This window comes from Streptosporangium sp. NPDC023825 (assembly GCF_040639575.1).
Taxonomy (GTDB): domain Bacteria; phylum Actinomycetota; class Actinomycetes; order Streptosporangiales; family Streptosporangiaceae; genus Streptosporangium.
The window spans coordinates 20,619-41,192 of record NZ_JBFAAE010000054.1; the positions used below are offsets into that span (position 1 = coordinate 20,619).

Annotated in this window: 16 protein-coding genes; 7 read left to right on the forward strand and 9 right to left on the reverse strand. The window is 72.3% G+C overall.

Features of this window, described 5'->3' with window-relative positions; genetic code table 11:
- Positions 1-16 precede the first annotated feature (16 nt).
- The 4 genes from ispG (at position 17) to AB0G15_RS33210 (ending at position 5,292) form a co-directional block, all read left to right on the forward strand.
- The gene (gene ispG, locus AB0G15_RS33195; RefSeq protein ID WP_362847564.1) at positions 17-1,201 is read left to right on the forward strand and encodes a flavodoxin-dependent (E)-4-hydroxy-3-methylbut-2-enyl-diphosphate synthase; all 1,185 of its coding nucleotides are present in this window, start codon (positions 17-19) and stop codon (positions 1,199-1,201) included.
- Positions 1,198-2,808: a prenyltransferase/squalene oxidase repeat-containing protein gene (locus tag AB0G15_RS33200; RefSeq protein WP_362847469.1), complete on the forward strand. Its 1,611-nt coding sequence runs from the start codon at positions 1,198-1,200 to the stop codon at positions 2,806-2,808. Before ispG ends, AB0G15_RS33200 begins: the two co-directional genes overlap by 4 nt.
- 184 nt (positions 2,809-2,992) lie before the next feature.
- Entirely contained in the window at positions 2,993-4,354 is a 1,362-nt protein-coding gene (locus tag AB0G15_RS33205) for a cytochrome P450 (protein WP_362847472.1), read from the forward strand.
- Positions 4,351-5,292 carry a UbiA family prenyltransferase gene (locus AB0G15_RS33210; RefSeq protein WP_362847475.1) on the forward strand — a complete coding sequence of 314 codons (942 nt, stop codon included), beginning with the start codon at positions 4,351-4,353 and terminating at the stop codon, positions 5,290-5,292. Before AB0G15_RS33205 ends, AB0G15_RS33210 begins: the two co-directional genes overlap by 4 nt.
- A 9-nt stretch (positions 5,293-5,301) precedes the next feature.
- On the opposite strand, the gene AB0G15_RS33215 is transcribed toward AB0G15_RS33210, so the two are convergent.
- The 7 genes from AB0G15_RS33215 to AB0G15_RS33245 all read right to left on the reverse strand — a co-directional run bounded on the left by AB0G15_RS33215 (position 5,302) and on the right by AB0G15_RS33245 (position 14,370).
- Positions 5,302-6,126 (reverse strand): carbohydrate ABC transporter permease, encoded by an 825-nt coding sequence (locus tag AB0G15_RS33215; RefSeq protein ID WP_362847478.1) that lies wholly within the window; start codon positions 6,124-6,126, stop codon positions 5,302-5,304.
- Positions 6,123-7,097: a sugar ABC transporter permease gene (locus tag AB0G15_RS33220; RefSeq protein WP_362847481.1), complete on the reverse strand. Its 975-nt coding sequence runs from the start codon at positions 7,095-7,097 to the stop codon at positions 6,123-6,125. The genes AB0G15_RS33215 and AB0G15_RS33220 overlap by 4 nt, the downstream gene beginning before the upstream one ends.
- Complete coding sequence (locus AB0G15_RS33225) at positions 7,094-8,500, reverse strand: extracellular solute-binding protein (RefSeq protein WP_362847484.1); 1,407 nt, start codon at positions 8,498-8,500, stop codon at positions 7,094-7,096. The genes AB0G15_RS33220 and AB0G15_RS33225 overlap by 4 nt, the downstream gene beginning before the upstream one ends.
- Before the next feature lie 318 nt (positions 8,501-8,818).
- On the reverse strand, positions 8,819-10,828 hold the full coding sequence (locus tag AB0G15_RS33230; protein WP_362847487.1) for a substrate-binding domain-containing protein: 2,010 nt from the start codon (positions 10,826-10,828) through the stop codon (positions 8,819-8,821).
- A gap of 46 nt (positions 10,829-10,874) precedes the next feature.
- The gene (locus AB0G15_RS33235; RefSeq protein ID WP_362847489.1) at positions 10,875-12,140 is read right to left on the reverse strand and encodes an enolase C-terminal domain-like protein; all 1,266 of its coding nucleotides are present in this window, start codon (positions 12,138-12,140) and stop codon (positions 10,875-10,877) included.
- A gap of 34 nt (positions 12,141-12,174) precedes the next feature.
- Positions 12,175-13,050 carry an NAD(P)-dependent oxidoreductase gene (locus AB0G15_RS33240; RefSeq protein WP_362847492.1) on the reverse strand — a complete coding sequence of 292 codons (876 nt, stop codon included), beginning with the start codon at positions 13,048-13,050 and terminating at the stop codon, positions 12,175-12,177.
- Positions 13,051-13,320: 270 nt separating this feature from the next.
- Positions 13,321-14,370: an aldo/keto reductase gene (locus AB0G15_RS33245; protein WP_362847495.1), complete on the reverse strand. Its 1,050-nt coding sequence runs from the start codon at positions 14,368-14,370 to the stop codon at positions 13,321-13,323.
- Positions 14,371-14,470: 100 nt separating this feature from the next.
- Here AB0G15_RS33245 and AB0G15_RS33250 point away from each other — a divergent pair, with 100 nt between their 5' ends.
- Both AB0G15_RS33250 and AB0G15_RS33255 read left to right on the forward strand, forming a co-directional pair.
- Positions 14,471-14,914: a MerR family transcriptional regulator gene (locus AB0G15_RS33250; protein ID WP_362847498.1), complete on the forward strand. Its 444-nt coding sequence runs from the start codon at positions 14,471-14,473 to the stop codon at positions 14,912-14,914.
- Positions 14,915-15,203: 289 nt separating this feature from the next.
- Entirely contained in the window at positions 15,204-16,427 is a 1,224-nt protein-coding gene (locus AB0G15_RS33255; RefSeq protein WP_362847501.1) for an alginate lyase family protein, read from the forward strand.
- Between the two features lie 127 nt (positions 16,428-16,554).
- On the opposite strand, the gene AB0G15_RS33260 is transcribed toward AB0G15_RS33255, so the two are convergent.
- Positions 16,555-17,868, reverse strand: a complete 1,314-nt coding sequence (locus tag AB0G15_RS33260) for a hypothetical protein (protein WP_362847504.1) — start codon at positions 17,866-17,868, stop codon at positions 16,555-16,557.
- 447 nt (positions 17,869-18,315) lie between these two features.
- Between AB0G15_RS33260 and AB0G15_RS33265 the strand changes: the two genes are divergently transcribed.
- Positions 18,316-19,284, forward strand: a complete 969-nt coding sequence (locus AB0G15_RS33265) for an aldo/keto reductase (protein WP_362847507.1) — start codon at positions 18,316-18,318, stop codon at positions 19,282-19,284.
- A 178-nt stretch (positions 19,285-19,462) separates the two neighbouring features.
- On the opposite strand, the gene AB0G15_RS33270 is transcribed toward AB0G15_RS33265, so the two are convergent.
- A complete protein-coding gene (locus AB0G15_RS33270; RefSeq protein WP_362847509.1) occupies positions 19,463-20,122 on the reverse strand; it encodes an HAD family hydrolase in 660 nt (219 codons plus the stop codon).
- Positions 20,123-20,574: the final 452 nt, after the last annotated feature.

The following is a 20,574-nucleotide window of genomic DNA, read 5'->3' on the forward strand; positions in this document are numbered from 1 at the left end:
TCCCGTACTCGTGGGCATGCCCGGCGTCGGCGCCCCCGCCGAGACTCCGCCGCCGCCCGCCCCGGCGGAGCCCGCCGTCCTGGCGCCGCGCCGGGCCACCCGCCGCCTGCGGGTGGGCGACGTCGAGGTGGGCGGGGACGCCCCGGTGTCGGTGCAGTCGATGACCACCACCGTCACCGCCGACGTCGGCGCGACGCTCCAGCAGATCGCCGAGCTGACCGCCGCGGGCTGCCAGATCGTCCGCGTCGCCGTCCCCTCCCAGGACGACGCCGACGCGCTGCCGGCCATCGCCAGGCAGTCCACCATCCCGGTGGTCGCCGACATCCACTTCCAGCCCAAGTACGTCTTCAGCGCCATCGACGCGGGATGCGCCGCCGTGCGGGTCAACCCCGGCAACATCAGGGCGTTCGACGACAAGGTCCGCGAGATCGCCCGCGCCGCCTCCGGCGCGGGCATCCCGATCAGGATCGGGGTGAACGCCGGCTCGCTCGACGGGCGGCTGCTGGCCAAGTACGGCAGGGCCACCCCCGAGGCGCTCGTGGAGTCCGCCCTGTGGGAGTGCTCGCTGTTCGAGGAGCACGGTTTCGGCGACATCAAGATCTCCGTCAAGCACCACGACCCGCTCACGATGATCGCCGCGTACCGGCTGCTGGCCGCTTCCTGCGACTACCCGCTGCACCTCGGCGTCACCGAGGCGGGTCCCGCCCTCCAGGGCACCGTCAAGTCCGCCGTCGCCTTCGGCGTCCTGCTCTCCGAGGGCATCGGGGACACCGTCCGCGTCTCCCTGTCGGCCCCTCCGGTGGAGGAGGTCAAGGCAGGACTCCAGATCCTGCAGTCCCTCGGCCTGCGACCCCGGCGGCTGGAGATCGTCTCCTGCCCGTCCTGCGGCCGCGCCCAGGTCGACGTGTACCGGCTCACCGAACGGGTCAACGCCGCCTTCGACGGCTTCCCCCTCCCCCTGCGGGTGGCCGTGATGGGCTGCGTGGTCAACGGCCCCGGCGAGGCCCGCGAGGCCGACCTCGGCGTGGCGAGCGGCAACGGCAAGGGCCAGATCTTCGTACGCGGCGCCGTCGTCGCCACCGTCCCCGAGTCGCAGATCGTGGAGGCCCTCCTGGAGGAGGCGATGCGCATGGCCGAGGAGGCCGAGCAGGACGGGACGGGCGACGACCCCGAGCACACCATCCCCGGGAGGAACGGATGAGCACCACCGGCACGATACCCACCGTCGACGCCGCCCCTCGCGCCCTGCTCGCCGAGACGGCCCTGGACTCGATGGGCCAGGTCACCGCGTCGGTCTACGAGACCGCCCGGCTGGTGGCCTCGGCGCCGTGGCTGGCGGGCCACCGGCAGCGGGTCGAGTTCCTCGTCCGGGGCCAGAACCCGGACGGAACCTGGGGAGGGCCCGGCGCGTACGTGCTGGTCCCCACCCTCAGCGCGGTGGAGGCCCTGCTCACCGTGATGGGCGCGGATCCGCCCGGAGGGCCGCCCGCCCGGCTCGACGGCGGCGTCGTGAACGCGACGCGGCGCGGCCTGGACGCTCTGTTCGCCCGGCTCGGCCCCGGGGCCGAAGAGAGCGCCCTGCCCGACACCATCGGCGCGGAGTTCCTCATTCCCTGGCTGGTCGGCGAGGTCAACCGGCATCTGGACGCGCTGGCGGAACGTCCCCTCACCGGCCTGGACGCCTGGCGGGGATCGGGCCGCCTGGGCACGCCCGACGGGTGGAGCCAGGCACCCCTCGACCTGCTGCGCCATCTCGCCGAGCGGGGCGAGGCGCTGCCCGCGAAGGTCTGGCACTCGCTGGAGGCGCTGGGACCGGCCGCCGTGCTGGCCCCGCAGGTGCGGGTCGTCGGCGGGGCCGTGGGGTGCTCGCCGGCCGCCACCGCGGCCTGGCTGGGACCGAAGGACGACGGCGAGCCGGCCTCGGACCGGCGTTCCGCGGTCCTCTACCTGCGCGCCGTGCAGGACAGGCACGGCGGCCCCGTCCCCGGCGTGACGCCGATCGACGTCTTCGAGCGGGCCTGGGTGCTCGCGGCGCTGGCCGAGGCCTTCCCCTCCCTGACGCCGCCGCCCGAGCTGGGCGACAGCCTGGAGGCCGTCCTCGGCGACCTCGGGGCACCCGCGGGCGCCGGCCTTCCCCCCGACTCCGACGACACCGCCGGGGTGCTCCACGCCCTGCGGCTCATCGACCGTCCGCGCTCCCCCGAATGCCTGTGGGCCTACGAGAGCGACACCTACTTCCGCTGCTTCGCGGGCGAGCGCACCCCCTCCACCAGCACCAACGCCCACATCCTGACGGCCTTCGGAGACCAGGTCGGCGACGGCGCCGCCTCACCGGGACAGGTCCGCCTCCGGCAGGCGATCACCAAGATCTCCCGCTGGCTGTGCGGGGAGCAACGCCCCGACGGCAGCTGGATCGACAAGTGGCACGCCTCCCCCTACTACGCCACCGTGTGCTGTGTCTCGGCGCTCGCGCGGCACGGGGACGCCGGGTGCGCCCCGGCGCTGCGCGCGGCCGTGGGATGGGTGCTCGAAACCCAGCGGCCGGACGGGTCGTGGGGGTTGTGGTCCGGGACGTGCGAGGAGACGGCGTACGCCATGCAGACCCTGCTGAGGTCCTCGCGCCACGACGACGCGGTGAGCCGCGCGGTGCTGCGCGGCGACGCCTTCCTGGCCGAGCACGGCGACCACCGGGAGCACCCGCCCCTGTGGCACGACAAGGATCTCTACGCCCCCGTCGCGGTCGTGCGGGCCGAGGCGCTGGCCGCGCGGGCACTGGCCCGCACCCGCTTCCCCGGGGGGTGGCGATGAGTGCCGTGCCCGCTTCCCGGAGAACAACGGCGAGCCCCGCTTGCCGGAAAACGGCGAACCCCGCTTCCCGGAAAGCAACGGCGAGCTTCGCTTCCCGGAAAGCGGCGGCCCTTCGGGGAACGGCGGCGGGCCCCGCCGGGATCGGCGGTCCCGGCACCTCGCCGGCCGGTTCGGAGGTGGCGCCGTGAGCCTGAACAAGTACCGTTTCGCCCTGCGCACCCGATCGTTCCTGGACGCCCACGCCGCGGACCGCACCGGCATGGTCGAGCTCAGCCCGGCGCCGGACCGGCAGCTGCTGGTGTGGAACCCGGAGGCGGTCGGGGAGATCTTCCGCTCCGAGCAGCGAATGGTCCTGGAGGGCAGCGACACGCTGGGACCGCTGGTCGGGGAGCACTCCATGCTGTTCGCCAACGGGCAGCGGCACGCGGCGTACCGCAAGGTGGTCGGCCCGGCGCTGCGCGGGCGCCGGTTGGCCGCCTACCGTGGCGTCATCGCCGAGGCGACCGACGCCGCCCTCGGCTCGCTGGCCCCGGGCACGACGTTCTCCCTGCCCGAGTGGACCCGCGCGTTGACCCTCCGGATCATCGGCAGGATCGTCCTCGGCCGCGCCGAGGACGAGACGCTCGGCCCGTTCACGAAGTGGGTGGAGTACACGCTCGGATCACGGGCCCGCACCCTGGCCTACCGGCACCTGCGCGGCCTGGGCCCCCTGCCCTCACCGTGGCGGACCTTCCGGCGGGACAGGGCCGAGATCGTCCGCGACCTCCTGCGGGCCTCGCGGTCCGAGGAGCCCCCGCAGCCCCGGGAGCCCGGCGGAAAGGCCGCCGGGAGGACCGGCGGGCCGCCGACGATCGCCGGCCTGCTGACCTCGGGGGAGGAACCCCTCGGCCCGATGGGCGACGAGGAACTCTCCGACCAGCTGATCTCCCTGCTGTTCGCGGGCCACGAGACGACCGCGTCCGCGATCGCCTGGACCCTGTTCTGGCTGCACCGCGACGAGCGCGTCCGCCACGACGTGCTGGCGGAGCTGGAGGCGACGACCGACGACGGCTCCACCACCGAGGCGGTACCCCTGCTGAACGCGGTGTGCCAGGAGGCGCTGCGGATCTCCCCTCCCGCCACGGTCGCCGGCAACCGGATGCTCACCTCGGACTGGCGGCTGCTCGACCGGCCCGAGCCCGCGGGCACCCGCCTCACGCCGTGCATCGCCCTCGCCCACCGCAGCCCCGAGATCTACCCGGATCCGGGACGCTTCGACCCCGGCCGGTTCCTGGGCGCTCCCCGGCACGCCCAGGAGTACCTCCCCTTCGGGGGCGGGACCCGCCGCTGCCTCGGCGCGAACCTGGCCATGCTGGAGATGCGGATGGTCGTCGCGGCGGTGCTGCGCCGGCACGACCTGCGCTGCCTCAACCCCGAAGCGGCCGTGCCGCACCTGCGCGGGCCCGCCATGGGGCCGGGACCGCTCAGGATGGCGGTCGGTGGCTGCCCGATGCGGGCGGGACGGCCCCCCGCACCACCGTCCGGTGAGGGCGAGGTGCGGACATGACCGGGACGACCACGCAGGCCCGGCCGATGACCCGGGGGCGGGCGGCGCTCCGCATCCACCGGCTCGAGTATCCCTTTCCCGCCGTGTACGCCTGCCACGTGCTGTGGGGCGCCTGCTTCGCGATGACCTCCCCCGGGCAGCTGCTCGCCGTTCCGGTGCTGGTCACGCTTGTGGCCAACCTGCTCGGCATCATCTCGCAGAACCCGCTGAACGCGGCGCTGGACGTCCGCGCGGACACCAGCACACAGGGCAAGGGCGGCATCGCCGACGCGACGCGGCTGCTCGGCCCGCGCGCCGCCTTCCGGTGGGCCGCCGCGGAGATGGCCCTCGCGCTGGGGCTGTCGGCGGCGGTCTCGGTGTGGCTCGCCCGCCCCGCCGTGGTGGTCGGCGTGGCGCTGGCGATCGTCCTGCACCTGCTCTACAACCTCGAACCCGTCCGGTTGAAGAGCAGGGGCTACGCCAACCCGGCCTACTTCGGCCTGACCTTCGCCCTGCTGCCCTGCGTGTCGACGTACTCGGCGATCCGCCCGGACATCCCGGTGCCGGTCTGGCTGGTGTTCGCCGGCCTGGCGGTGCTGCTCTTCGGGCGCTCGCTGTGGTGGTCGATCCCCGACAAGACGGGGGACGCCCTCGCGGGCGACCGCCCGCCGGCCGTGCGGCACGGTGCCCGCGTCGCGCTGCTGGTGGCCTGCGCGGGTACGGCGACGGCGCTGGCGCTGATCGGCTGGGGGCTGCTGTGGCTCTACGGCCCCGCCTGGGCGCTGCTGGGCGTCGCCGCCTGCGGCGCCTTCCTCGTCGACAAGCTGGGCCTGCTGCGCGGCATCTCCGACGAGAACCTCCCCAGCGAGACGTCGATGCGAAGGCGCAGCCTGTCGCTGGTCCTCGCGGCCGACCTGCTGCTGGTGGTGATCCCCGTCATCCTCGTCGTCACCCGATGAGACCCTCCCTCACCCCTTGACCGCGCCCACGAGCCCGTTGACGAAGTAGCGCTGCAGAAGGAGGAAGAGCGCGATGACCGGGATGACGATGATCAGCGACGCGGCCATCACCTCGTTGTAGTGCGGCACGTCGCCCGACAGCAGGCTCTCCAGGCCGAGCGGCAGGGTGTAGAGGGAGGGGTCGTTGAGGGACACCCGCGTGAGGACGTACTCGTTCCAGGTCGGCACCGCGGTCAGCACGGCGACCGTGATGAGGGTGGGCCGGGCGAGCGGCAGGTAGACCGACCAGAAGATCCGGAACTCCCGCGCCCCGTCCGCGCGGGCGGCCTCGCGCAGCTCCCGGGGGATCCCGCTGAAACCATTGGTGAGCAGCAGCACCGTCAGCGGGGCGGTGCCGTTGACGAACGGCAGGACCAGGCCCAGGTGCGAGCCCAGGATTCCGAGGTTCTTCTCCAGGATCACCACGGGGAGCAGCACCGTGATGCCCGGCACGAACAGCAGCGAGACGAAGAACCAGAACAGCACCTTCCTGCCGGGGAAGTCCAGCACCGCGAAGGCGTACGAGGCGAGGCTGTAGACCACCAGCACCCCGGCGACGGTCATCGCGGTGACCTGGAGGCTGTTGAGGAAGTAGTCGAAGAATCGCAGGCGGCTCCACGTGGCCACCAGGGTGTCCAGGGTGGGATTCGCCGGGATGAGGTTGCCGCCCCGCAGGATCTCCTCCCTGGTCTTGAAGGCGCCGGACAGCATCCACAGGAACGGGTACAGGCTGATGAGCGCGTACGCCGCCAGGGCGGTGCGGGCGATGGTCCTCACGATGCGTGACCCGATCATCGGATCCTCCTGAGCAGGCGCGCGTTGACCAGGGTGAGCAGCAGGGCACCGGCGAAGAGCAGCCAGCCCAGCGCGCTGGCCATCCCCAGGGTCTGGGCGAGGCCCTTCATGAACGAGAGCCGGTAGACCTGCAGGCCGAGCACGTCGGTGTGCCCGCCGGGCCCGCCGTTCGTCATGATCAGGAAGATCTGGAAGCCGTGCAGCGCGTCCCGCACGCCGAGCAGCACGATGGCCGCGGTGAGGGGCGTCAGCAGCGGCCAGACGATGCGGCGCATCACCTGGCGCGGCGCGGCCCCGTCGATGTGGGCGGCCTCGATCACGTTGGGGTCGATGGCCTGCAGGCCGCTGAGGTAGAGCAGGGTGGCGACGGGAACGCTCGACCAGACCAGGATCAGGATCAGCGTGGGAAGCGCGGTGTCCGGGTTGCCGAGGAAGCCCTGCGGCTGCGACAGGCTGCCCAGGCCGGCCGACCGCAGGAGCACGTTGATCGCCCCGTCGGGCTCCAGCACGTAGCGCCAGGCGTAGTAGACCGCGATGCCGGTGGTGACGTAGGGCAGGAAGTACACCGAGCGGAGCACCCCGCGCAGCCGCCTGACGGAGTTCAGCGCGACCGCGAGCGGGAGCGAGATGGCCACCGTGAGCGCAGGGACGGCCACCATGACCTGGAAGGTGTTCCAGGCCGCCCGGCGCAGCTCGGGGGCGAGCGCCGGGTCGGCGTACAGCAGGTCGAGGTAGTTCTGGAAGCCGGTCCACTTCCACTCGGGGGTGAACCCGTTCCACTTGGCGAAGCTCAGCGCGAAGCCGGTGCCGATGGTGTAGACGCCCATCAGCAGGAACAGCGCCACCGCGGGCAGGACGAAGGCCCACCCGGTCAGCCACCGCCCCCACCGGCTCCGGCTCCGGCCGCGGTCACGGCGGGGCGCCTCCTCAGGGAGCCGCCCCGCGCGATCCTCGGTGGTGAGGGTGCTCACTTCGTGGACTTCCACATGGAGCCCATGATCTTGTCCATCTCCGGCCCGGCCTGCTGCGGGGTGACCTCCTTGAGCGGCGTCAGCCTGACCATCAGGTTCCCGGGCTTGACCTGGTCGTAGTCGGAGGGGAAGAAGGTGGTGTCACCGGCCTCGTAGGTGGCCTCCGGGGCGCCGGTGAAGTACTTCTGCAGCGACGCGAGGTCGGGACCGAGCAGGGTCTCGGCCTCCGTGCCGAGGTCGGTCGCCGGCAGGTCGAGCGAGGTCTTGGCGACGATGCCCGCGCCCTTGGGCGAGGTCACGAAGTCCAGCCACTTGACCGCCGCCTCCCGGTTCTTGCTGGTGGCGGTGACGCCGAGGGAGGTGAGCGCCAGGGGCGCCATCACGATCTCCTTGTTGAGCCCCTCCGAGGACGGCGGGATCGGGAAGGCGAGCACCTTGTCGGGGGTCATCCCGTTCTGCGCGAGGAACGCCAGGGTGAAGGTGCCGCCGATGTTGAAGGCGGACTTGCCCTGCGCGAAGGCGATGTCCGCCTCGTCGATGCCGAGCGACGTCGTCCCGGGCATCCAGTACGGGGTGAGCTTGCCGTACAGCTCCAGCGTCTTGATCCCGTCGGGCGAGCCGAAGCCCTGCGTGGTGCCCTTGGCGAACAGCGCGTGGAACCTCTCCTTGCCCAGGTAGGAGTGGGCCAGCGGCTGGTAGGCCCAGTTGAAGCCGGTCTGGGTGACCTTCAGGCCGAGCGAGAGGCCGCCCTGCTTGGGGTCCTCGTCCGTGGTCGCCTTGAGCGCGGCGAGGAAGTCCTCCCACGTCTTCGGCGGCGTGTCGGGGTCGAGCCCGGCGGCCTTCAGCTTCTCCTTGTTCGCGTAGACGATGCCGAACGCGCCGGCCGTGAACGGCACGCTGAACAGGGTGTTCGCCTTGACCTGCTTGAACGGCGAGTCGTTGGCCGCGAGGTCGATCCTCTTCTGGGTCATCAGCCCGGCCTCGCGGGTGGTCGGCAGCAGCCGCTGCTTCCAGGCGTCGGAGACGTCGGCGGTCAGGTCGACCAGGAGCCCCGAGGAGCCCATCTCGAGGTCCTCTCCGCCCGCGTGCATCTCCAGCACGTCCGGCAGGTCGCCGGTCTGCGCGGAGCTCTGCACCTTGCTGACGAACACGTCGTCGGGGGTGACCGCCTCGATGGTGACGGCGATGCCCGTCTCGCTCTTGAACTGCTCGGCGGCCTTGGCCAGGGCGTCGGCGTGGGTCCGCTTGAACGTCCACATCTTCAGCGTCCGGCCGGCGGCCGCCTGCCCGCCACCCTGGTCACCACTCTGGCCACCGCCCTGCCCTCCGCCCGCGCAGGCGGCCGCGGCGAGACCCACCGCGAGCGCCAGACCGGCGGCGAGAACCCGCTTGCCTGCCTTCATGTCGCTTCCTTCCCCACTGCTGCGGTGCGTGCGGCGCGGTCCGCACATGACGGTCCGGTGCTCCCGCGTCTGGCGGGCTCCGGCACCCGGCGGGCGCGGTCAGGTGATCGGTGTGGGCCGGTTGGCATCGGCATCGTCACTTCCTCGGGGGGTCGCGGAGGATGAGTCCGGGCTCTCGCCCGTGCCCCGGGGGGATCCGGATCACGGAACGACATCCGCGCAAATCGTTAAGATTGGTTCCGAAACTTACACGCAACACAGCGAGTGTCAAGGGTCACGCCGGGGCGGGGAGGGACGACGGCACACGCGGCGGAGCGTTCAGGCCGACCGGCGGCGGACCAGCCTGGCCGGGATGACCGTCTCGGCGGAGGGCTGCGCCGTCCCGCCACGCAACCGTTCCAGCAGGCGGCGGGCACACGCCTGGCCGATCTCCCTGGCCGGGTTGGCCATGGTGGTCAGTCCCGGCGAGACGAGGCTCGCCGCCTCGATGTCGTCGAACCCCATGACGGCCAGGTCCGCGGGAACGCGCAGCCCCCGCTCCTCGGCCGTGTCGAGCGCGCCGATGGCCATGATGTCGTTGGCGCACAGCACGGCGTCCGGAGGTTCGGGCAGGTCGAGCAGGCGGGCGGTGCCCGAGGACCCGCCCGCACGGCTGAAGTGCGTGTGCGCCACGAGCCGGGGGTCGGCGTCCGCGCCGGCGGCCAGCAGCGCGGAGCGGTAGCCCGCGACGCGCTCGGCCGCGGGTCCCTCCGCGTGCGGGCCGCAGACGAAGCCGATCCTGCGGTAGCCGCGTTCCAGCAGGTAGCGGGTGGCCTCGGCGGCCCCGCCCTCGTCGTCGCTGTGCACGACGTCGACACCGGCCTGGACCAGGCGGCCCCCGAGCCGTACGACGGGGATGCCCGCCCCGATGACGGGCAGCAGGTCCTCGGCGTGCGTGTGGAAGACCGCGAAGGCGAGGCCGTCCACCTGCCGGGCGATCATCTGGTCGATGGCCGCGCGCTCCAGCTCCCGGTCGCCGTCGGTGTTGCTGATGATCTCGTCGTAGCCCGCCGGTCCCAGCACGTCCTGGAGCCCGCGCGCCAGCGCCGGGTAGAAGGGGTTGGTGATGTCCGGGATGATCAGCCCGATCGTCTGGCTCCTGCTCGTGCGCAGCCCGCGGGCGAGGACGTTGGGCCGGTATCCCAGCTGGTCGATCGCGGCCAGCACGCGCCGCCGCGTCTCGTCGGCCACCGGGCGGCGCCCGTTCAGCGCGTGCGACACCGTGGTCGCGCTCACCCCCGCGAGCTGGGCCACCCTGGTGATGCTGGGACGGTCGGCGCGGACCGGCCCGCGGACGTCCAGGCCCGCGGCGCCGGCCTCCGCGGCGCCGGCCTTCCCGCTTCCGGCCTTCCTGCCCCCGGTCTCCCCGCCTCCGGCCCGAGCAGGCTCCCTCGCCCCCTGACCTTCCCGCGCCTCCCGTGCCTGCCGCGCTCCTCGCGCGGGCTCGTCCGCCGGGAGCCGCGCCGCCCCGGCGGGCGGGGTCTTCCGCGAACCGCCACGCGCGAGGTCCCGCGGGTCCCGGTCCGGCAGGTTCCGGTTTCGCGGCTCGTGGTCCGGCAGGCCCTGGTCCGGCGGGCCCTGGTCGAGTGGGTCACGGCCGGACGGGTCACGGCCGGACGGGTCACGGGAGAGGAGGTCGAGTGCCGCGTCCAGCTCGCGGCGTCCGAGGTCCGCGGCGTCCTCGAAGGCGGCACCGGCGGCGATCCTGAGCAGGGTGGACTCCCAGACCTCGCGGACGGCGGCCAGGACGAGCGCGGCCACCACCCCGGCCCCGAGCCCTCCGTGCGCGCCGGGGCCTCCCGCACCCGGGCCGTCCGCCCCCACACCCGACTCGATCGCCTCGCGCAGCGCGTGCTCCTGTCCCGCGAACATCTCCCGGGAGTACGACCGCAACGCCGGGCTGTCCCGGTAGATCCGCGCGTGGACGGCGACCGTCCCGGCGTCGGCGGTGTCGTCCGTGCCCTTTCCCGCGTCGGCCGGGGGCCGGGCCATGACGCGGCGGATCGCGTCGACGGGCCGCTCGCCCGCCGCCCGCTCCCGCAGGGCCAGCTCGGGAGCGGGCCACCCGAGCGGATCCGCCTCGAAGAAGATCTGCTCCTTGACCGGGAAGTGGTTGAAGACCGTCTTGGTCGAGACGTCGGCCACCGCCGCTATCTCGGCCACCGTCACGGTCTCGAAGCCGCGCTCGGCGAACAGGCGGCGTGCCGTGCCCGCGATGGCACGCCGCGTCTCCCCTTTCCTCCGCTCACGCCGCGTGGGGGGTCGCTCCTCGGAGGGTGCCGGGACCATGGGCAGATCTTACATCGACACACTCCTTACACCCACTATAAGTTTCTCAGGGCGGCTCGATGCCGCCGTCGGGCCGGCGCACCCGGGCCGACCAGCGCTCGTGGAGGTGCTCCAGCGGCGGATACTTCGCCGCCAGCGCCTCGTCCAGGTCGATCCCCCAGCCGGGCGCGTCGTTCGGGTAGAGGTATCCGTTGACGGGGCCGATCGTGCCGGGGAAGACCTCGTGGACGGCCTCGGGATACAGGTGCCCCTCCTGGATCTGGAAGGCGGGGGTGGTCACGTCGAGCGCCACGTTGGCGGCGGCGCCCACCGGCGAGACGTCCGCGGGCGAGTGCCAGGCGGTGCCCACGCCGGTCAGCTCGCAGAGCGCGACCAGCTTGCGCGCGGGGGTGAGCCCGCCCACCGACGAGACGTGCAGCCGCAGCAGGTCCACGCCGCCCTCGCGGACGATCCTGGCCGCGTCGGCGACGGAGCTGAGCTGCTCGCCCGCCGCGATGGGCATCGGGGCCGCCTCGCGGACCTCCGGCAGGCGGTCGTAGAACTCCGGCGCTATCGGATCCTCCAGGAAGAAGAGCCGGTACGGTTCGAGCGCCCGCGCGAGGGCGATCGCCTGCTTGGGAGTGAGCCGGGAGTGCACGTCGTGCATCAGGCCCGGCTCCTCCCCCAGTTCCCGGCGGGCGCGCTCGAACAGCTTCGGGGTGTCGCGCAGGTAGCGCTGCACGTCCCACCCGTCGGGGTACGGGGAGCCGGGGTAGCCGCCCGGCGAGCCCGGCGAGCCGTAGTGGCCGAGCCCGGGAGCGCCCGTCTGGAGCCGCACGTGGCGGTACCCGGACGCCAGGATCGCCTGGGCCTCCTCGATCGTCTCCTCCACGGTGGCCGCGCCCGCGTGCAGGTAGGTGTCGGCCGCGGCGCGCACCCGGCCGCCGAGGAGCTCGTACACGGGCATGCCCGCGCGCTTGCCCGCGATGTCCCAGAGCGCCTGGTCCACCCCCGACAGCGCGCTGTTCAGGACCGGGCCGCCCCTCCAGTAGGAGGAGAAGTGCACCATCCGGGTGATGTCCTCGATGTCGGCGGGGTGGCGGCCGATCAGGAGGGGGCCGACGTGGTGCTCCACCGCGGCGGCCACGGCGTGGAAGCGCTGGGTGAAGGTCGCGCAGCCCAGGCCGTACAGGCCTGGATCGCTGGTGTCGACCCGGACCACCACGAGGGGCACCCCCTCGGGGGCGGTGACGACCGGCCGCACCCCCGTGACGCGGAGGGCGTCCCTGGCGGGCCAGGGTGCCTGGGTCTCGGGCATGGGAAGGGGTGTCACGCGGCCTCCGCGGCGTCCGGTACGGGAAGGGTGGTCACGCGGTCTCCGCCGCGTCCGGCGCCGGGAAGGGGTAGCGGACGGTGAGGCCGAGCAGGCGCCGGGCCTCCCCCAGGTCGATCGGGACGGCCCTGCCCGGCAGCGGGGCCCGGCGCTCGACTCCGGGGTGGAAGCGGTCGAGCAGTTCCTCGGTGGGCTGCGGGGCCAGCGTGTCCTCGGCCGTCACGAAGATCGCGCGGTAGCCCTCGATCGGCCGGGTGAGCGCCTGCCAGGTGGCGAGGGCGGCGTCCCTGCCGTCGAGGTAGGTCCACAGCTCGGCGGCGCCGGAGCCGGGGTCCTCCGCGTACTCCCGCGCGCGCTTGTCGAGCTTGTCGTCCGGCCCGCCGAGCAGGGGGAAGCGCAGCGCGACGACCGTCATGCCGTGGCGGCGCGCCATCATCGCCGCGGTCGCCTCGTCGGCCTGCTTCGACAGCCCGTACGGGTCCTCGACCTGCAGGGGCAGCGACTCGTCGACCGGGAGGTAGGCCGGGTGCAGCGGGCGCGAGGCCCAGGGGAAGCCGAGCACGGAGTAACTGCTCGCGATGGCGGCCCGGCGCACCCCCGCCTGGCCCGACTCCTCCAGGACCACGAAGGTCGCCCGGGTGTTGCCGCAGAAGACCTCCTCGGGCGTGCCGAGGACCGGGGCCGGGATCGCGGCGAAGTGCGCGACGGCGTCCACGCCGTCGAGCGCGTCGCGCACCGTCGCCGGGTCTCCCACGTCCCCGACGACCACCCGGCCCGCCACCGGCCCGCCCGGTTCGTGGAGGTCGAGGGCGGTGACGGCCACGCCCCGGTGCGCGAGCAGGTCGAGCATGAGCCGCCCCAGCCTGCCCGCGGCCCCGGTCACCAGGACCCGCCGGGGAACCTCACCCATGCGTCACCACCTGCGGCGGGAAGGATACGCTCGTTTCGCAAATCGATTTGTACATATGGAGCCAGCTTGCTACCCCCGCCGTCGCCGTGTCAATAGCGGCACGCCCCGGGCAAGCCCGAGGCCCGGCCGGCGTCCCCGGAGACGCGACCGGGGCGGCCCCCGCCCCCGGCCGCGCCGTCCCGCCCGGCGCGGCCCGGCGCGGCCCGGCCCGGCGCGGCCCGGCGCGGCCCCGAGGTGCGATCCGTCCGACCCGCCGACCCGCCGGCCCGTCTAACCCGCGGCGCGTTCCGCGAGCGGGCGGCGCCGCTGAGCGGTGTCGGTCAGCGAGGGCGGGCGCCAGGCACCGTCCGGGCTGTACAGGTTGGTGCCCGGCGGCACGATCTCGTCGATCCGGTCGAGGGTCGCGTCGTCGAGGGTGAGCGAGGCGCCCTTCAACAACCCCTCCAGCTGGTCCATGGTCCGCGGCCCGGTGATCACCGAGGTGACGCCGGGATGCGCGGCGGCGAAGGCCACGGCGAGCTCGGGGAGCGAGCAGCCGATCTCCGCCGCGAGCGCGACGAGCTTCTCGACGACGTCGAGCTTGGCGGCGTTCTCGGGAATCGAGGGATCGAAGCGCGCCGGCGTGAGCGAGGCGCGGCCGGTGGAGAGGTCGATGGGCCGCCCCTTCCTGTACCTGCCGGTGAGGAACCCCGAGGCGAGCGGGCTCCAGGTCAGCACCCCCATCCCGTAGCGCCGGCAGACCGGGAGCACGGCGGCCTCGATTCCCCGGGCGATCAGCGAGTAGGGCGGCTGCTCGGTCCTGAAGCGCTGGAGACCGCGGCGCTCGGCGACGTTGTGCGCCTCGACGATCTCCTCGGCCGGGAAGGCCGAGCAGCCGAAGGCGCGGATCTTCCCCTGGCGTACGAGGTCGCCCAGTACGGAGAGCGTCTCCTCGATGTCGGTCGAGTGGTCGGGACGGTGGATCTGGTAGAGGTCGATCCAGTCGGTCCCCAGACGCCTGAGACTCTCCTCGACCTCCTTGATGATCCAGCGCCGCGAGTTGCCGCTGCGGTTGGGGCCCTCCCCCATCCGGAAGTGCACCTTGGTGGCGAGCACGACGTCGTCACGGCGCCCCTTGAGCGCCTTCCCCACGATCTCCTCCGACTCTCCGGCGGAGTACATGTCCGCGGTGTCGACGAAGTTGACACCGCTGTCGAGGGCGGCGTGGATGATGCGGACGCAGTCGTCGTGGTCGGGGTTGCCGACGGCACCGAACATCATGGCCCCGAGGCAGTGGACGCTCACCTCGATACCGGTGCCGCCGAGGACGCGATAACGCATGGATCGTGCTCCCTTGATGGTCGTTACGAACGTGATGTCGCGACGCCCCGCATCGTAGGAGCTAGAGTCGACTCTAGATCAAGTCCGTATTCTGGATGGCATGGGCACAACGGATCTGAGCATCGGGCAGGTCGCCGAGCGCACGGGACTGAGCGTTCACGCGCTGCGCTTCTACGAGCGGGAGGGCATCCTGGCCAATCCCGTACGGCGTGACCCCGGCGGGCGTCGCGTCTACGGCGAGGGCGACGTGGAGTGGCTGACCCTCTGCATCATTCTCCGCGCCTCCGGCATGCCGCTGCCCGCGATCCGCCGGTACACGGAGCTGGTCAGACGCGGAGACGGCAACGAGGAGGAACGGCTCGCCCTTCTGCGCCTGCACCGGGAACAGGTGATCGGCCAGATCGGTCAGCTCACCCGATGCCTGGACCTGATCAACCACAAGGTCGGGGTGTACGAGGACATCCTCGACCGGGGAGGTGCCGGCCACGAGTGCGTCGCACCGCCGTCACCGGAGAACAGGCCGGAGCGCGCGGAACAGGTCTGACAGAACAGGTCGGCCGGCATCTGCCGCGCCACCCCCGCACACCGAGCCCACCTCGCCGCCCACACCGTCCCACGCCGTCCACCGGTGAACGGCCACCGGACCCCGCGAGGCTCGGACACGCCCGGAGCGGAACGCCATAAGGGCGCCCGATGACAGGTTTAAAGGTTAGGAAACTTTCCTAAGGATATTGACGGATCGCTGTCGAGGTCGGTTGGATGGGCGGTCATCAAGGCCCCGGCCGAGACCTCTCGCCACCCCCTTGGCCTGTCAGGCCAGCGAGGAGCTCCACATGCTCAGACGCATCCGAACGACGGCAGCCGCGATCCTGGGTGCCGCGGCTCTCGCCGTCACCACTCTCTCCGCCCCCGCGGCCGGCGCCACACCGCCGCCGAATCTCCCGGCCGCGCGGGCGCAGGCCGCCCCGGCGACCTTCACCCACCCGGGAGTCCTGGTCAGCAGGCCGCAGCTCGACTTCATCCGAGCGAAGGTCAACGCCGGCGCCCAGCCGTGGAAGGGCGCCTTCGACCAGATGATGGGGCATTCGCTGGCGTCGCTGTCGCGGACCCCCAAGCCGCGCGCGATCGTGGAGTGCGGCTCCTACTCCAACCCCAACAACGGCTGCACCGACGAGCGCCAGGACGCGCTCGCCGCGTACACCATGGCGCTGGCCTGGTACGTCACGCAGGACAGCAGGTACGCCCAGAAGGCCATCCAGATCATGGATGCCTGGTCCGCGGTGATCAGGGACCACACCAACAGCAACGCCCCGCTGCAGACCGGGTGGGCCGGGTCCTCGTGGCCCAGGGCCGCCGAGATCATCCGCTACACCTACACCGGCTGGTCCGCCGCCTCCGTCAGCCGCTTCTCCACCATGCTGCGCGACGTCTACCTGCCGGAGATCATCAACGGCTCCAACAGCAACGGCAACTGGGAACTGAGCATGATGGAGGCCGCGCTCGGCATCTCCGTCTTCCTCGAGGACCGGGCGAGCTACGACAGGGCCGTGGCCAAGTTCCGCGGGCGGGTGCCGGCCTTCATCTACATCTCCTCCGACGGCGCGCTCCCCAAGGCGCCTCCGGGGAGCGGCATCGACACCCGCTCCGAGATCATCAACTACTGGCAGGGCCAGTCCACCTTCATGGACGGCCTCACCCAGGAGACCTGCCGCGACTTCACCCACACCGGGTACGGGCTGTCGGCCATCTCGCACTTCGCCGAGACCACCCGGATCCAGGGGCAGGACCTCTACCCGGAGATCAGCGAGCGGCTGCGCCACGCGCTGGGCATGCAGGCGAAGTACCAGCTCGGCGCCGCCGTGCCGTCCTCGCTGTGCGGGGGCAGCCTCCACCTCGGGCTGGGCCCGATCACCGAGGTCGGCTTCAACGCCCTGAACACCCGGATGGGCATCGCGATGACGAACACCCAGCGTCTCACCGAGCAGCAGCGCCCGGCCGGGACGAACGTCCTCTTCGTCGCCTGGGAGACCCTGACCCACGCCGCCAACCCCAGCTGACACCGGTTCCCCGGCCGGGCCGGCCCCCTCGAGCGGGCCGGCCCGGCCGGGGCGGTCAGTCCGGTCGGCCCGGTCGGGGCGGTCAGTCCGGTCGGCCCGGTCAGTCCGGTCGACCTGGTCAGTCCGGTCAGTCCGTACGCCGCACGCGGATGCCGTGGGCGTCGGCGCGCTGGACACCGCCGGCGTCCACGTTGGAGATCCGGATCAGGCCCTCGACCGTGCCCTTCTTGCCGTTGCCGGTCAGCTTGAGGATCAGCATCCCCGGGTCGCTCCCGTGGGAGGAGTGCGGGTCGCCGGAGAGCGGGTTCGGGCCCCGCGTCGAGGCGAAGGCCCACTTGTGGTCGGGAGAGACCGCGAAGAGGTCGACCGTCGGGTCCGCGCTGAACGGGGAGACGAGGTCGACGGTGTCGACGTGGGCGCCGCTCGCCCCGTCGAAGACCTCGGCGACGTTGGCGTCACGGTCACCGGCCCACACGTAACGTTCCCCGGCGGACGCGAGGACGCCGTGGGCGTCGCGTTCGGGCGAGTCGTCGTTGAAGAGCAGCTGGACCGCCGGGGTGTTGGGCGGGTTCGCGGGCGAGTAGCCGCTCATCGGCAGCCGGAAGACGGTGAACTGGTCGAGGTTGCTGTGCGTGCCCCCGCCCCCGTTGCCGAAGACGGTGCCCTTCGCCTCGATGAACCCGCACCCGTTCGCCGGGATCCTCGTCGCGTCGTACTCCCCCACGATGGACATCGGCGTCGTGTGCCAGTCGACCACGAGCATCCCGCCGCCCCGCAGGCTGACGAAGACCGGGCCGTTGTCCGAGGCGATGAACGGGCAGATCGGCGCGTTGTCCGGCCGGAGCGCGGGCGACTGGCACGGCGCGCCGTTCGGGGTGGTGCAACCGGCCAGGTCGATCGTCGCGGCCGGTTGCTGGACGAAGGTGTTCGAGGCGTAGTCGGTGCTGACGCGCTCCAGTTTCTTGCCGTTCTGGTTGGCGATGATCAGGTACCTGTCGTCCTCGGTGGGCCAGAGGGCGTGAGCCTGCCGTACGCCTCCGGCTCCGGCCTCGGTGAGGAGGCAGGTGAGCGGCTGCCGGGTGCGGGCGTCGAAGACGACCACGTGGCCGCTGGCGACGAAGGCGAGCGCGGCATGGGTCTCGGCCTTGTTGAAAACGATCATGTGCGGGCGCACGGGCACGCTGCCGGTCCTGGCCAGGCAGAGGGACGAGGTCGCACCGCCCAGGTCCATGACGTGGACGGGCCGCGCCGACGACAGCTGTTTGGTGACGTCCCGTCCGGAGTACACGCTGACGGTGCCACCGTGGGCGAGCCCGTTGGTGTTGGACTGGTCGACCAGCCACACCTCGTACGAGTCCTCGGCCGCCACGTGAAACGGCGTCCCCGCCCCCAGAACGAACAGCGCCAGCACCGCGACGACCACGGCCCGCCACTTCCCCATGAGCCCTCCAGAACCGCTCCGGCCGGAGCATCTCCCCGTGTCCCCGTGGAGCCGGCTGTTTCTGCTTTCAGCCCCACATCCCGATAAGTCCAGTAATTGTGCGATTTGCAAGGAAAGCAAGTCAAGGCTCCCCCGCCCCGAGGAGTGAGCGGCTTTTCGAGAAGTGGTCAAACCCCCATTGGAGGAAAAACAAAATATAAAACCATTTCGATATACAAAGCCCTGAGAGGTCCCGGTGATGGTAACCACCGGCGGCACGGCGTGGTGCGGCAGGGCGGCGCCGATCGGTGACACGGCGCGGCGCGATACGCGAGGCGAAGATCATGAACCCTCTCGCCCGGAAACCGGGGAACGTACAGGAACATCCGGGAACGTCAGCGACCGTCCGGGAACGGTTCTGAACGGTCCCGGACGTTCCCGGACGCCGTGATCGCTATATTTGGCGCCATGAACGCGCTGGTCCGACGCCCTCTGGGCCAGACCGCCCTGTCCGTGACACCGCTCGGCCTGGGCTTGGCGGCCCTCGGCCGTCCCGCCTACATCACGCTCGGCCGTGCCGAGGACCTCGGCGACGACCGGGACGTCGCCGCGATGCGGTCGCGCACCTGGGCCGTGCTCGACGCGGCGTGGGCGGCGGGTGTCCGCTACCTCGACACGGCGCGCTCGTACGGGCGGGCGGAGGAGTTCCTCGCCGGGTGGCTGCGCGAGCGCGGGATCGCCCCGGGGGCCGTCACGGTCGGCTCCAAGTGGGGATACGCCTACGTCGGCGACTGGCGGCTGGACGCCGAACGGCACGAGGTGAAGGAGCTCACCGCCGGCCGGTTCCACGTCCAGCTGGAACAGACACGCGCGCTGCTCGGCGAGCATCTGTCGCTCTACCAGATCCACTCGGCGACGGTCGAGAGCGGCGTGCTCGACGACGAGGACGTGCTCGACGGGCTGCGCGCGTTGCGGGCCGAGGGGGTCGCGATCGGGCTGTCGACGAGCGGGCCGCGCCAGGCGGACACCATCGGGCGGGCGATCGAGGCCGGGCTGTTCGACACGGTGCAGTCGACGTGGAACCTGCTGGAGCGCTCGGCCGGCGAGGCGCTCGGGCGAGCGCACGAGGCGGGGATGGGCGTGATCGTCAAGGAGGGGGTGGCGAACGGCCGGTTGACCGTTCGCGCGGCCCCCGCCGCGCTCGTGGCCGCCGCGCGCGAGCGGGACACCACGCCGGACGCGCTCGCCCTCGCGGCCGTACTGGCCAGGCCGTGGGCGGGAGTGGTGCTGAGCGGGGCGGTCTCGGCCGGGCAGCTGCGCGACAACCTCGCCGCGGCCGGGACAGACTGGGACGCGGAGCTCGACGAGCGGCTCGCCGGGCTGGTGGAAGATCCCGAGGCCTACTGGGCGAAGCGCGGCACGCTGCCCTGGAGCTGACCGCGCCAAGCCCTGACCGCGCCGGGCCGGGGCCGCACCGGACACCGTCCTGGAACCGACCGCGCCGGTCCCGGGACCGCACGGCCCGGGACCTCACCAGGCCCGGATCGCACCGGGCCGGGATCTCACCAGGCCGGAATCGCGCCGGGCCCGGAACCACTGCCCGGAATCTCCCTTCTCAGGGAGGTGCGCGCAGCGGGGTGCGGCCGAGGTTGCCGATCAGCTCGGGAAGGGAGTCGAAGACGTGGCCGGCCCCCGCCTCGTGAAGCTCCTCGGGTGAGAAGCCTCCGGTGCGGACCCCGATACCGGGGATGCCCGCCCTGCGGGCGGCGAGGAAGTCCCAGGTGGAGTCTCCCACCGCGACGCCCGACGCGCCCTCGACCTTGGCGAGTGCCACCTGGAGCAGGTCGGGCGCGGGCTTGGTCGCCCCGACGTCCTCCGACGTGGTCCACGCCCGGCAGCGTGACCGGCCGTCGATGAGGTCGAGGAAGTGCTCGACGTGCTGGGGTCTGCCCGACGAGGCCAGCACGACGGTGAACCCGCGCCCGCCGAGCTCGTCCAGGAGTTCGGTGGCTCCCTCGAAAGGCCGTATGTCGTCGAGGAACACGTCGAACTCCTCCACCCACGCGTCGCGCAGCGCGTCGCCGTGCCGCCGCTCGACGTCGTCACCGGCGAGGGCGGCCACCAGCTGATCCCCGCCCATGCCGATGTGCCGGTGGATCCGCCACACCGGCAGCCACACGTCGTAGCGCCCGAACGCCCTGAACCAGGCGAGCGCGTGCTGGTAGTTGGTGTCGACCAGGGTGCCGTCGATGTCGAGGATGGCGGTGTCTGCCATGTGGGGGATGTGCCCCCGCCCGTACGGCGCCATTCGGAGCGGTGTTCCCGGGATTGGGGAAAGAACCTGCCTGCCGCGCTTTGCGAAGAAAGCGGCGCGGGCGTTTTCCGCGGCCCGGACGGCATCACCCTCACCGCCGCGACCATCCACCCCGGCGACTCACCCTCTTAATCACCGAAGCCGGAAAGGCCGTAAAACAACGAGATAGCGGATTCTCCCTCCGGCACCGGTGCCCGGCCCTCGGCGGGTCTTTCCGTACCGCACGGAATGGTCCTCGAAGCGTGCTCGGGGACTCTCTCGAAACCTGCTCGGGGACTCTAAGCGTGCTCGGGAAGCGGGACGGAGCTCGGCGAGGCGGACCCGCCCCCGCCCCCGGTCGCGTACGCCGCCCCGATGCTAGGATTCCCGGCTATGACGTACTCGTTCTTCTTCAACCTGCGTTAGGCCCCCGT

Bases quoted from the DNA above. Each gene is read 5' to 3' on its own strand.
- AB0G15_RS33245 (WP_362847495.1), bottom strand. From the start codon at position 14,370: ATGCGTTATCGCGTCCTCGGCGGCACCGGTATCGAGGTGAGCGTCCAC.
- ispG (WP_362847564.1), top strand. From the start codon at position 17: ATGCCCGGCGTCGGCGCCCCCGCCGAGACTCCGCCGCCGCCCGCCCCG.
- AB0G15_RS33270 (WP_362847509.1), bottom strand. From the start codon at position 20,122: ATGGCAGACACCGCCATCCTCGACATCGACGGCACCCTGGTCGACACC.
- AB0G15_RS33250 (WP_362847498.1), top strand. From the start codon at position 14,471: ATGGGCACAACGGATCTGAGCATCGGGCAGGTCGCCGAGCGCACGGGA.
- AB0G15_RS33265 (WP_362847507.1), top strand. From the start codon at position 18,316: ATGAACGCGCTGGTCCGACGCCCTCTGGGCCAGACCGCCCTGTCCGTG.
- AB0G15_RS33200 (WP_362847469.1), top strand. From the start codon at position 1,198: ATGAGCACCACCGGCACGATACCCACCGTCGACGCCGCCCCTCGCGCC.
- AB0G15_RS33255 (WP_362847501.1), top strand. From the start codon at position 15,204: ATGCTCAGACGCATCCGAACGACGGCAGCCGCGATCCTGGGTGCCGCG.
- AB0G15_RS33210 (WP_362847475.1), top strand. From the start codon at position 4,351: ATGACCGGGACGACCACGCAGGCCCGGCCGATGACCCGGGGGCGGGCG.
- AB0G15_RS33215 (WP_362847478.1), bottom strand. From the start codon at position 6,126: ATGATCGGGTCACGCATCGTGAGGACCATCGCCCGCACCGCCCTGGCG.
- AB0G15_RS33225 (WP_362847484.1), bottom strand. From the start codon at position 8,500: ATGAAGGCAGGCAAGCGGGTTCTCGCCGCCGGTCTGGCGCTCGCGGTG.
- AB0G15_RS33240 (WP_362847492.1), bottom strand. From the start codon at position 13,050: ATGGGTGAGGTTCCCCGGCGGGTCCTGGTGACCGGGGCCGCGGGCAGG.
- AB0G15_RS33230 (WP_362847487.1), bottom strand. From the start codon at position 10,828: ATGGTCCCGGCACCCTCCGAGGAGCGACCCCCCACGCGGCGTGAGCGG.
- AB0G15_RS33260 (WP_362847504.1), bottom strand. From the start codon at position 17,868: ATGGGGAAGTGGCGGGCCGTGGTCGTCGCGGTGCTGGCGCTGTTCGTT.